This is a genomic window from Vagococcus sp., from assembly GCF_036639995.1.
Taxonomy (GTDB): Bacteria; Bacillota; Bacilli; order Lactobacillales; family Vagococcaceae; genus Vagococcus.
In genome coordinates, this window is sequence record NZ_JAVWHO010000009.1 from 22,989 (window position 1) to 35,715 (window position 12,727).

The 12,727-nt window shown below is 32.8% G+C and carries 12 protein-coding genes; 3 read left to right on the top strand and 9 right to left on the bottom strand.

Translation table 11 applies throughout. The features are described from left to right. Positions 1-33 precede the first annotated feature (33 nt). The 3 genes from RR554_RS04465 to RR554_RS04475 form a co-directional block, all read right to left on the bottom strand. The gene (locus RR554_RS04465; RefSeq protein ID WP_332463212.1) at positions 34-432 is read right to left on the bottom strand and encodes a cytidine deaminase; all 399 of its coding nucleotides are present in this window, start codon (positions 430-432) and stop codon (positions 34-36) included. Positions 433-912: 480 nt separating this feature from the next. After that, positions 913-2,214: a pyrimidine-nucleoside phosphorylase gene (locus RR554_RS04470; RefSeq protein WP_332463182.1), complete on the bottom strand. Its 1,302-nt coding sequence runs from the start codon at positions 2,212-2,214 to the stop codon at positions 913-915. Between the two features lie 126 nt (positions 2,215-2,340). Then, entirely contained in the window at positions 2,341-3,339 is a 999-nt protein-coding gene (locus RR554_RS04475; protein WP_332463183.1) for a LacI family DNA-binding transcriptional regulator, read from the bottom strand. A 208-nt stretch (positions 3,340-3,547) separates the two neighbouring features. On the opposite strand from RR554_RS04475, the gene RR554_RS04480 reads away from it, so the two are divergent. Further along, positions 3,548-4,645 (top strand): helix-turn-helix domain-containing protein, encoded by a 1,098-nt coding sequence (locus RR554_RS04480; RefSeq protein ID WP_332467507.1) that lies wholly within the window; start codon positions 3,548-3,550, stop codon positions 4,643-4,645. A 63-nt stretch (positions 4,646-4,708) separates the two neighbouring features. Here the strand turns inward: RR554_RS04480 and RR554_RS04485 are convergent, their stop codons facing one another. From RR554_RS04485 to RR554_RS04505, 5 genes are all read right to left on the bottom strand, one after another. After that, positions 4,709-4,921 (bottom strand): zinc ribbon domain-containing protein, encoded by a 213-nt coding sequence (locus RR554_RS04485; RefSeq protein ID WP_332463185.1) that lies wholly within the window; start codon positions 4,919-4,921, stop codon positions 4,709-4,711. A 78-nt stretch (positions 4,922-4,999) separates the two neighbouring features. Then, positions 5,000-5,659: an L-fuculose-phosphate aldolase gene (locus RR554_RS04490; protein WP_332463186.1), complete on the bottom strand. Its 660-nt coding sequence runs from the start codon at positions 5,657-5,659 to the stop codon at positions 5,000-5,002. Between the two features lie 69 nt (positions 5,660-5,728). Beyond that, positions 5,729-6,781 carry a s-methyl-5-thioribose-1-phosphate isomerase gene (locus tag RR554_RS04495; RefSeq protein WP_332463187.1) on the bottom strand — a complete coding sequence of 351 codons (1,053 nt, stop codon included), beginning with the start codon at positions 6,779-6,781 and terminating at the stop codon, positions 5,729-5,731. 16 nt (positions 6,782-6,797) lie between these two features. After that, on the bottom strand, positions 6,798-8,000 hold the full coding sequence (mtnK, locus tag RR554_RS04500) for an S-methyl-5-thioribose kinase (RefSeq protein ID WP_332467508.1): 1,203 nt from the start codon (positions 7,998-8,000) through the stop codon (positions 6,798-6,800). Position 8,001: 1 nt separating this feature from the next. Further along, positions 8,002-9,354 (bottom strand): Na+/H+ antiporter NhaC family protein, encoded by a 1,353-nt coding sequence (locus tag RR554_RS04505; protein WP_332463189.1) that lies wholly within the window; start codon positions 9,352-9,354, stop codon positions 8,002-8,004. 295 nt (positions 9,355-9,649) lie between these two features. Here RR554_RS04505 and RR554_RS04510 point away from each other — a divergent pair, with 295 nt between their 5' ends. Next, the gene (locus RR554_RS04510) at positions 9,650-10,414 is read left to right on the top strand and encodes a DeoR/GlpR family DNA-binding transcription regulator (RefSeq protein WP_332463190.1); all 765 of its coding nucleotides are present in this window, start codon (positions 9,650-9,652) and stop codon (positions 10,412-10,414) included. A gap of 66 nt (positions 10,415-10,480) precedes the next feature. Next, positions 10,481-11,650: an iron-containing alcohol dehydrogenase gene (locus RR554_RS04515; RefSeq protein WP_332463191.1), complete on the top strand. Its 1,170-nt coding sequence runs from the start codon at positions 10,481-10,483 to the stop codon at positions 11,648-11,650. 123 nt (positions 11,651-11,773) lie between these two features. On the opposite strand, the gene menA is transcribed toward RR554_RS04515, so the two are convergent. Continuing rightward, positions 11,774-12,715 (bottom strand): 1,4-dihydroxy-2-naphthoate polyprenyltransferase, encoded by a 942-nt coding sequence (gene menA, locus RR554_RS04520; protein WP_332467509.1) that lies wholly within the window; start codon positions 12,713-12,715, stop codon positions 11,774-11,776. Between the last annotated feature and the right edge of the window lie 12 nt (positions 12,716-12,727).

Sequence of the window (12,727 nt, forward strand, 5' to 3'; positions counted from 1 at the left end):
TATATAAAATTTTTAAACACCATAATTCATGTATTACATTTGATGGCTTTCAAATGAATACGGTAAAAGACTAGAAACTGTTGTTTCTTTAGTATCGCCTTTTGTGTTAACTAGTGTCACCGGCATATTTGGATCACAAAATTCAACCATTACCTGACGACACGCGCCACATGGAGAAATTGGCTCTTTAGTTTCTCCTGCAACAACCAAATGACTAAATGATACGTTACCCTCAGAGACTGCTTTGAAAAAAGCGGTTCTCTCTGCACAGTTTGTTAAACCAAACGATGCATTTTCAATATTACATCCTTGAAAAATTTCACCTGTTTCAGTAATTAAAGCAGCTCCAACTGGAAATTTTGAATAAGGCACATAGGCTTTATCCATTGCTTTAAGTGCTGTATCAATCCATTCTTGTTTTGCTGGCATAATATGCTTCCCCTTTTATATTTCATTTGGTTTTTAAACCGCTTACTTAATAGTTAGTAAAACAGTTTAGCTATACCTCTTTTGATACTGGAAACTTGTTCACAAAACATTAGACAAAACAAATGACAAAGTTAGAATAGGCAACATTCCAACTTCCCAATTCATCTAAGATGATTAGAAAATAATTCTAACGAATTTTTAGCCTCCTTTCACTTTTTAAAGCCCTCTCAATTTTACCATTTTTTAAAATAATATTCAGTAAAATTAAAGACAAAAATAAAAATATGCTTTTTATAATGATATCTCTTAATTGTTAACATTAAAAAACTATCATTATAAAATCTTTCTTCATTTCCTTACAGCAAAATCAAGTGAAAAAGACCTTCAATTAATGTTAATCTTAAAAACAGGTTAGTGCTTTTAAGATTAACAATTAATATTCGATGTTGTTTTTGTGAACGTTGTTATATATACAAGTAATTATTATTCGGTAATTACTTTGTGAATTAAAGTTGGTTCAACGCCTTCAGTACCAATGATAATGTTTTCATATAATACTTTTTTAACGTCTTCTACTTCTTCACGGTTAGCATAGATAGTAACTAATGATTCCCCTTCTTCTACACTGTCACCAACTTTTTTATTTAAGTATAAACCTACAGCGTAATCGATTGGCTCTTCTTTTGTTCTACGTCCTGCACCAAGTAACATTGCAGCAATACCAATTTGATCTGCTACCATTTTAGAAATAACGCCTGATTCTTTAGATGGTACTTCAATAACATATTTAGCTTGCGGTAATTTTTCAGGATGATCAACAACTGAATCATCGCCACCTTGGTTTCTAATCATTTCTTTGAATTTATCTGTTGCTTTACCATTTTTAACGTTTTCTTCAAGCATAACTCTTGCTTCTTCTAACGTTTCAGCTTTTTTAGCTAAAACAACCATTTGACTACCTAATGTGTAAACCATTTCCATTAAATCTTCTGGGCCGTCACCTTTAAGAGCATCAATTGCTTCTTTGATTTCGTTAGCATTTCCGATAGCATTTCCTAAAGGCTGAGACATATCTGAAATAATAGCCATTGTTTGACGATTAGCTAATTTACCAATACGAACCATTGTATGAGCCAAACGTTCAGCATCTTCAATGTTTTTCATAAATGCGCCGTCACCAGTTGTTACATCTAAAACGATAGCATCTGCGCCTGAAGCGATTTTTTTACTCATGATTGAGCTTGCAATAAGTGGAATTGAATCCACTGTTGCTGTTACATCACGTAAAGCATATATTTTTTTATCTGCTGGAGCTAAATCTCCAGATTGACCAGTCACTGCGACATAGCTTTCATTAACTAGACGAATAAAATCATCATTTGGAATTTCAACTTGGAATCCTGGAATTGCTTCTAATTTATCAATTGTTCCACCTGTGTGTCCTAAACCACGGCCACTCATTTTAGCAACTGCTGCTCCAACTGAAGCAACTAATGGTGCTAATACTAAAGTTGTTGTATCACCAACACCACCTGTTGAGTGTTTATCTACTTTGACACCTTTAATTTCTGATAAATCAATCACATCACCTGATTGACTCATTGCCATTGTTAAACAAGTAATCTCTTCATCTGTCATATCTTCAAAATAAACTGACATCAAGAAAGCACTCATTTGGTAATCAGTAATATCTCCAGATGTATAACCTGAAATGATGAATTTGATTTCCTCTTCAGAAAGTGTGCCACCGTCTCTTTTTTTCTTAATTAAATCTACCATTCTCATGAATAATAACCTCAATTCTTTTTTAGTAAACCGTTTTACATTTAACGAAATAAAAAAGTAAACCGTTTTACCTTCCGTAGTTATGAAACTAATAACGCTTACATATAGAATTTATCACGTTTGTTTTTATTTGTCAATAGGTGTTGTGCTTCCTCTTAAAATAAATTCGGTCTCAAACGTTCTATTTGGTATTTTTTGTTCTGGATTATTGATTGATTGAAACAAATAAGTCGCTGCTGTATAGCCAATTTCAAAAGCTGGTTGTGCAACGGTTGTTAACGGCGGATTCAAATAAGCCGATATTTCAAGATTATCAAATCCAATGACAGATAGATCATCTGGTATTCTTAAGCCTAACTCATAAGCCGCTCGGTAAGCCCCAATAGCCATTTGATCATTCCCACAACAAAGTGCAGTAACATCTGTTCTTTCTAGAACACGTTTAGCTGCTTCGTAACCGCCTTCAATTGTTACCGGTCCATCTTCCAAGTACTCTTTATTATAAGGGATATTATTATCTTTTAGGCACTGACAATAAGCGTCATAGCGATCTGTCATTTCATAATAGCCATACTCATTTGTTAACATACCAATTTTTCGATGCCCTGAATCAATTAGATATTGAACAGACTCATAACTACCATCGTACTCTTTTACCAATAGATTTCCTTCAACTCGAGTATTTATCCCTCTATCAATTAAAATATAAGGGCTTGATTTTAAACTTGTTTCTAGCTCTAAAGCATTTGGGCTTGCTAAAATAATTCCTGCTACTGAACGATTTAATAATTGTTTAATGTAATCTTTTTCCATTTCATTTGAGTGATTAGAATTACATAATAAAATCATATAATCTTTTTTTGTTAAGTATGCTTCTACGCCTTCAATAACTTTTGAGAAAAATAAATCTGTTACATCTGGAACAATCATTCCGACTGTTTTAGATTCCCTATTAATCATGTTTTTGGCAAAATAATCTGGATTGTAGTCGTGTTCTTCAACCGCTTTCAAAACTCTACGTTTTGTATCTTCACTAAAACGTTGACCTTTATTATTTAAAATTTGAGAGACAGTTGTTGTTGAAACGCCTGCAATTTCAGCAATATCTTTAATGGTTATTTTCACGATTCATTCTCCCCTTCTATTTCCAAAGTCATCATATCAAAGATTAAACAGAAAAGGTAGCGTTTTTTTATAAAAATAAACACGTTAATTTCCCATTTCAGTTTATAATAATTGATAGATAATTGGCTTTTTATTTAATAAAACACAACAATTATCAAGATTTTCTAGTCTATTTCAAATAAAATCAAAGAAAAGACAGGAGGAAACTATGAATACAGAAATCATTCAACTAATGATCGACTTGATTGAAGAGCATCTCGTTGAAAACTTTTCTATTCAAGATTTAGGAAAAGTGATGGGGTACTCACCTTATTACTGCTCCTTTAAATTTCACCAACAGACTGGTATTACTTTAAAAAAATATATTCAGCGCCGGTTATTATTTCTAGCTAGTCAAGAGTTGATCCAACAACCTAATTTACCAATTATTACTATCGCCATAAACTATGGTTACTCTTCTCAAGAGGCTTTTTCCAGAAGTTTTAAGTCTATGTATGGCATTACTCCTTACAATTATCGCCAATCTAAAAAATTAATTCAGAACTATCACACATTAAAACTAAAGAAAGAAATAGGTGATTATATGATTGATGGGTCAAAAAAAATAGAACTTGCTGCTAAACAAGAGAATAGACAGGCTACTTATGACACAGCCATCTTAAATATTTTAAACGGCGAGTTCATGTATCATGATTTCAAAAATAATCAACTCATGGGAAACAGTGACTACGTTCCTTTTAATGAAGCAATGTGTAGTAATGAAAGTACGTATCCCATTTTTTCTTCTAAATTTATCAAAACAAGGGCCACTGGTCACAAAAGCACCCCAGAAAACTACATAAAAAAAGTTTGGGCGCCTCTAAAAATTCTTCAAGACAAAGAGTATGAATGTCTAGTTTTATGGTTTGGTGACGATATGTTTTGTCAAATAAACTTACTGACTATTCTAGCTTATTTAGAACAAATTCAATACAAGGGTGATATTTACTATCACGCAATTCATGAAAAAAATTATAGCATCAATGAATATAAACTCACACTAGGTGTCTACACAGCTCTTTATAAAGACGTTATTTTAAATAAGAGATATCAAAACAATGCTCCTTTGCCTGTTCTTCACCAGGGAATCAAACATTATTTAGATTTAAGTAATCCTGCTAATCCAATCAGACAATTTATTCAGATGAATGACGCCTTAACAGATAATGAATTGCTAATAAAATTAATGCTACTTTTCCCTGATTATGGATTAGGTGATAGTCAATATAACCAATTAATCAATGATCACAGGCGGTTACACTCATAAGAAAAGAGACTGGGACATATCAAGTCTCAGTCTCTTAAAATTTTGATAGTTATCTACCAACGTCTAACCACCAATTAAAAAGTCTAATACATTCCAACCATCTGATGTATCTGCGCGGTACAATTCTGTAAACCCACACTTTTCACAACTAATAGTTATAAATTTTTTATTTTGCACATCAAAAATTTTAGCAAAGTTACCACCTGTTGCTTGAAACTGGTCTGAAATATAATGATTGTGGCCACACTTTTCACATTGATATTGTTTCTTTTCCATAATATTCATTCTCCCTTATTTCTTTTGAGAAAAGTTTATCATGCTAATAAATGAAACGCTATACATCTAAAGTCTGGTTTATTTTTGGCCGTGAATTCTAAGTTGCCCATACGTCCCGAATTTTTCGATAACTTCATCTAATTGGCTATCATCTAACAAGACAGGTGTTCCAATTGATCTTGCTCGGTAATATAATTTAGCGATAAATTCGATATCTTTTGCTACTGAAAATGCTGAAGCTAAATCTTCTCCAATAGCTAATGTACCATGATTACCAAGTAAAATTCCTTTATCTTCTTGCATAGCTTCAAAAGCTACATCCGCTAATTTAGCTGTGCCAAATGTTTCGTAGCGACAACATCTAATTCGGTTTCCAACAGAACCAATAATATAATGAAGAGGTAAAATATCTTCTTGCAAACAAGCAAATACAGTCGCAAATTCTGAATGAGTATGAACCACAGAATTAACATGCTCTGTTTTTTGATAAAAAACACGGTGCATGTCATATTCACTTGACGGGTTTCTCTCTCCTTCTAATACCTCTCCTTCTAATGTCATTAACACGATATCTTCCTCGATTGTTTCATTATAAGGAATACCACTTGGTGTAATTAACATAACATTGTCTTCTCTAATATAAATACTAAGATTGCCACCTGTTCCAGTAGTTAATCTTTCGTCTAACATCTTTTTACCATATGCCACTAATTGTTTTCTTTCCTCTAAATACTTCATGGTGAACCATCCTTTTTCTCTTTTCCTCAACAAACACTGACTTAGTGTATATGGTCATACTTAACCAGTTTAATAAAAGCGTGTTTGTTCTTCTGTAAAATATTCTTCTAAATCATAAGGTGAATAGATACCTTTATCAGTCACAATTCCACTAATTCTTGATGGAGCTGTAATATCAAATGACGGATAAATACCATTAACACTTGGTAACGTATTAGGAATGCCGCGATACTCCAGCACCTGTTTTGGATCGCGTTCTTCTATCACGATATCTTGTCTGCCAAATTTATCACTATCAGGAATACCTGTCACAAAATAAGGAACCTCGTAATGTTGGGCTAAAATTGCTATTTGATTTGTACCAATTTTATTAGCAATATGACCATCTCTTGCAATCGAATCTGCAGCTGATGTAAACACATCAATGCCTTTATTTTCCATCACATAAGCTACCATATTATCAGTAATGACGGTTGTTTTAAACCCTAAATCAGCTGCACAACTTGACGTTAATCTAGCCCCTTGTAAGTACGGTCTTGTTTCAGCACAATATACTTCTAACTCATAATTTTCTTCTTTAGCTGCTCTTAATAGAGTTCCAACAATCGTTTCACCAAAACATTGCGTAAGTATTTTTCCTTTTTTAGGAATTTTTTTAAGTAATGTTCGGCCAACCTTGTCCATAATCGTATAACGGCGATTCAAAGAATCAATCGTTGTATCAAAAATTGCTTCAATCGCCGACTCACTATTTTCCAATGCTTTTTTTCCAACTTCATAACAATTATTAGTAATCTGAGTCATACGATTAGCTGTTGTTGGACGAGCGTATCCAATGGTATGCGCCGCTTTTTTTAGAAAATCAAGTTGTTCTTCTTTTGTCAGATCTTTAGCTTCATACGCGGCTAACGCCATCCCCATGCCAGCAGCTGTATATGGTCCGGCACTTTGTGTCACCATATCTGTAATTGCTTGAGCTACTTCTTGATGGGTGTAACACTCTACAAACTCAATAGTAGTAGGATAAATTCTTCTGTCTAAAATTCTTACTTTTCCCTCTTCATACCACGCAACGTTTTCATATTGTAAAAGGAAAGGCATGTTATAATCTGCTCTTTTCATGGTTTCTCTCCTGTTCTTAGGCTTTAACTAAATCAAATACTTTAACAACATCCTCACCTGAAGTTAATTCATCACGGTGTAAAATAAAAGTCATCCCCACTTTTAATAACGCACGCTCCATTGCCACACGCGCACTTCCTAAAGGTGCATTAGATACTTCTTTTACTTTAGAATCTCCAATGACACGGCGGATAATCTCAGTACCTGCGTAACCTAGCGTATCTGCCATAATATCATTGATATAATTTGTTTTAAACAACTCTTCTTGATAAAGAGATAGTGTTACTTTTTCTTCAAAAGCTACTTGCATCTTTTCCTTTATCTGATCATAAATCGATTGAATTGTTTCCTTTAACCATGAACCAAACTCTGCATTTTCATCAAAATACTCATTTTTAGCTAACGGGAAGAAAAGATTGCCGATCACATTACCAATGTCATAACCCATCGGACCGTAAAAGGCAAATTCTGGATCGATTACTTTCATTCCTTCTTGATTAACAAAGATAGAACCAGAATGTAAATCACCATGAACTAATGCTTGCGCATTGTTCATGTAATTATTTCTCAATTTAGCAACTTCTGCTATTAATGCTTGGTTACTATAAATAAAGCTCTCAACAAATGCTTGATTTTCTTCTATAATAACATTTTGTTTTTTATAATCATTATATGGTTCAGTAAATACTAAGTCTTCACTAATATCACACATATCAATGTTTACAAAGTTTTTCACCTGATTTTTTTTATCTTGTCTATCCCATACTAAATCAGTCGTTGACAGCAGTGTTTCAACTAAAAAGGTACTTATCTCATCAGCTAATTTTGGAAATGTTTTTTGTGCCTCTAATTCGTAACGTAAATTTTTGTAAGCTGAGATATCTTCCATTGTCAAAGCAGCCATTTTTTCATCATAATAATAAATTTCCGGAATAAACGCTGGAACTAAATCATACTGAATTTTTAGAATGTCTGCTTCAATTTTATTTCGATTAATATCTAATGGGCGACCAGAAGAACGTAATAAAACGTCAGCTTGTTTTACTACAACACTTTTTTTAGTTACTGTATCTTCAACGATAAAAACATAATTAATATTACCATCACCGACTTCTTTAATAGTTAACTCTGCCTCTTCAGAAAACAAAGATAATTTTTTTGTAACATATTCTTTTACATCTTCGTGTGACATTAAAAAATGCGTATTAAATTTTTCCATTTTAAGCTTCTCCTTCTACAACAACTGTTTCTTTTTTTACTAATCCTTTATGATCAGATAATTTCCCTTTTGGAAAACCAATAGCAATTGATACTAAACTAATAACAATCATTAAAATTGAATACCAATTATAAGGCATGATACTAACAGGAGAAACGCCTGCCATACCACCAATTACTAGAAGTTGTCCTGCATATGGGAGTAACCCATTAAAAGCTGAAGAGAAAATATCTAGTAAACTAGCTGTTCTTGCTCTTGAAATACCAAATTGATCAGAAATATCTTTAGCTAGAGGTCCTGCTGCAATAATTGAAATAGTATTATTAGTTGTGGCAATATCCATCAAACTAACCAAGGCAGCAATTGAAAGTTCCCCGCCACGTGCACTTTTTGTGTTCTTAGTTAATAATTCTAGTAACCAATCAATCCCACCTAAGTAATTCATTAAAGCCACTAAACCACCCACTAAAACAGCAATAATTGCCATGTCTTCCATACCTTTCATTCCATCATGAGCAATTTTCATAAACTCAATAATGTTAAAATCACCATGGATTAACCCAATTACCATTCCTGATAGTATACCTGCTACCATTACCAGTAATACTTGAACACCTACTAAAGAAAGAATAATAACTAAAATATATGGAATAATATTAACTAAATTATAGTCATGTGTTGCTGTTGAAAGAGCTGTGGCATCAATTGGTTGCAATGCTAACAAAATTAAATTGATAACCACAGCTGGTAGAACCATCAAAATATTGGCTCTAAATTTATCTTTCATTGATACTCCCTGACTTCTTGTTGCTGCAATCGTTGTATCTGAGATAAATGATAAATTATCTCCAAACATTGCTCCCCCAACAACAATACCACAAACTAACGCCACATTGCTGCCCGTTTTTTCAGCTATATCAATGGCAATTGGTGCTAACGCCGCTACCGTTCCCATAGATGTTCCCATCGCAAAACTTAAGATACATCCAATAACAAATAGTCCTGGTAAAATTAAATTTGAAGGTAAGACGCTTAATCCTAAATTCGTAATAGAATCCACAGCGTTCATCCCATTAGCCACTCCGTAAAAAGCACCCGCTAAGATGAAGATAACCACCATTAACATTAAACCAGAGTCGCCCCCGCCCTTACAAAACATCATGACACGGTCTTCAAACGTTGTCGGATTATCCTTATTATTCATTAATAACGCGATAGATGAGGCAATTAAAATCCCCACCATTAACGGCATATTCTCAAAACTTCCTGAAACCAACCCTGTTGTCATATACAAAATTAAAAAGATAATAAGAGGTACCATCCCCATAAAGTGCCCTTTTTTCTTTTTTTCCATTTTTTGTTCTCCCCATTTCAGTAAATGATATTATTTTTACTACAAAAGCTTAATAGAATACTATTTTTAAACTCATCCCCCTTGAAAAAAATAAATGTATTCGCTTCCAACTAATTGAATTATACATAAATAAAAAAAGAAAAACAAGACATTTCGAAGAAATTCAAAAAAATAGTTAATTATATTCTTTGTTTTTCTTTGAATAATTTTGAATTATTTCTTTTTAATCTTTACTTTTTCTTTTTTTTTGTTAAGATAAAGGTAGCGAAAAACCTTAAGATAAGGAAAGATAATCATGATAAAATACGATAGACTAAACGCTATCCTTACTCTATTAGAAAAGACAGGTAGCGTAAAAGTAACCGACCTTAGTTTAATGCTTGGTGTTACAGAAGAAACAATTAGAAAAGATTTGGACACACTTGAAGGCGAAAAAAAATTAAAGCGTGTCCGTGGTGGCGCCTTTATGCCAAATATCAAAGACAAAGAAGTTCCTCTTCCTTTAAGAGAGTCCATGTATATGGAAGAAAAAGAGGTTATGGCCAAACACGCTGTTGACTTAATTGAAGACAGTGACTCTATTGCCCTAGATAGTTCAACCACTTGTTTGGCCATTGCTAATCAATTATTAGATACGCAATTAAGAATTACGGTTATAACTAATTCTATTGATATCTTTAATTGCTTAAAGGGCAATCCTCGCATTGATTTAATTGGTATTGGTGGGAATTTTAGACGAGTATCTCACTCTTTTGTTGGCGCTAACGCTCAATCTGACATTGCCAGATATTTAATCGATAAGTCCTTTATCAGTAGCTCTGGACTATCTTTAGGCATTGGACCAACAGACAATAGTGAAGTTGAATCTCTTGTTAGAAAGCAATTTATGGTGCAATCAAAACATAATATTTTAGTAGTTGATCACACAAAATTTGATTTTAGAACCATTCATTTGATTAGTGATTTTTCAAAAGTTCAAACAGTTATTACAGATAAAAAACCGATTAATGACGAATGGCTTTCTTTCTTTGAAAATGAAAACATTCGATTAATATATTAAATGATTACTCTTTATTAAATGTATTTCTTCCAACTAAAAATACGATTAATAAGGGAGATACTACTCATGCAAAATTTTAACTATCACAATCCTGCAAATATTTACTTTGGACAAGGTGAAGAAAAAAAAGTCGGACAATTAATTAATCAATATACCCAATCAAAAAATGTTTTAGTGTTATATAGTGGTGACTATATTTTTGACTTAAATATTTACCAAACTATCGAAGAAGAATGTCGAGAGTTTGACATCAATTTATTCAAAAATGGAGATGTTGTACCAAATCCTGAACTAAGCTTAATTCAATCACTAGAAAAAGAAGTTATCGCAAACAACATTGATTTTATTTTAGCAGTTGGTGGTGGTAGCGTTATTGATACAGCGAAAGCTCTATCTTTTGGGTCACTTTATAAAGGGGATACTTGGGATTTCTTTTTAGGAAAAGAAGAAGTTACCGAAGCCTTACCAATTGGTGCTATTGCAACAGTGGCTTCATCTGGCTCAGAAATGTCAAATGCCACCATTGTCTCTAAAGAAAAGCATAAACTAGGTGTTGAAACTAATTTAATTATTCCGAAGTTCTCTATTTTAAATCCAGCGTATACGTTAAAATTACCAAAATACCACACAGGCGTTGGTGTATCAGATATCTTAACTCATCTATTAGAGCGATACTTTACTCGTGTTAAACATGTTAATTTAACTGATTTTTTATTAGAAGGAGCAGCAAAATCTTTAATTATTAACGGCACCCACTTAATCGATGATTTAGAAAATTATGAATTACGTGCTGAAATTATGTGGACAGCCTCAATGGCTCATAACAATAGTTTAGAACTTGGACGTGAACCTGATTGGGCGTCTCACAGAATTGAACATGAAGTTAGCGGACAATACGGCATTGTCCACGGTGAAGGAATGGCCGTTATTTTCCCTGCCTGGATGACTTACGTAAGTAAATTCTATCCTGATATTTTTGTTCAATACGGTGTCCGTATTTTTAATATTGATCCCTTTGCTTATACAAATGAAGAAATCATCGCTTTAGGTATTGAAAAAACTCGCGATTTCTTTAAAGCAATGGGTATGCGCCAAACTCTATCTGACTTTGATATTGACCAAACTCATTTTGAAGAAATGGCGCAACGAGCTACTAAAAATGACTCACAAACAGTTGGTCATCTAAAAGCTTTATCAGCATCAGATATTGTGGCTATTTTAGAATTAGCCTTATAAAATTAAAAATCAGCTATTCTAAAACGGAATAGCTGATTTTAATTTTTCCTTGGTATATCAACCTTTTACCCCTTTTTTTTTCAAAAAAAAAGACTAACTATAAAAAGTTAATCTCTTCATTCCTTACTTAATAATTAAACTTAAAATTAATCCAACAACTTGTGCTCCATTAAATAATATTAAATTTTTAATGGAAATCCCAAATGTTGTTGCTTTTTCTTGTTTTTCTTTAAATATCGTTAAGTTTTTATAGATGATTGGTAATGTTAATAAAACAATTAACATTGCCCAATGATAAATACCAATAATAACACCACCTACAATAAAGAAATAGCAACTATACATTAACAGTTGAAATAATTTCACACCGTTTTCTTTACCAATATAATAAGGTAGTGTATAGCGATGATTACTAATATCTTGTTCCAAATCGCATAAATTATTGGCTAGCATGATATTGGCAATTGTAAAAATCATTGGGACTGACGCCCACACAATAAAAATTAGTTCTTTTATTTTACCATAAATCATGAACTGACCATCAACAAATGACAGACGCAACACATCTAAATTAGCAATATTTAAATAGATCGTAATGAAGAAAATACCAAAGCCCATGGTTACGCCACTAAATATTTCTCCTAATGGCATTCGAGATAAAGGAACTGGTCCAAACGTATAGAAAATACCAATTAAGAAACATATGCCTCCCATTGCTAGAAGTAACAAGCTTGTTCGATACGTTAAATAAATTCCAACCAAACTTGAAAAAGCAATCATGCTATAAATCAAATAACTAACTTTTTTTTCACTTAATTTAGCACTTCCTACAATATTCGTATTCTCTTGATAGTGGTCATTTTTAGCTTTTTTAAAATCCATCAAGTTGTTAATCGCAGTTGTTGCCATATCGAAAACAAGCATTGCGGCAAAGAATAAAATCATATTTTCAGCATTCACTTGGTCAAAATAAAAGGCTGAAAATAATAAACCAACTAAAAACGGAAACAAACTAGCAAGCTTGGTCCGAATTTCTACTAACTCAAAAAAAACTTTCATTGTCATTTTTATGCCTCA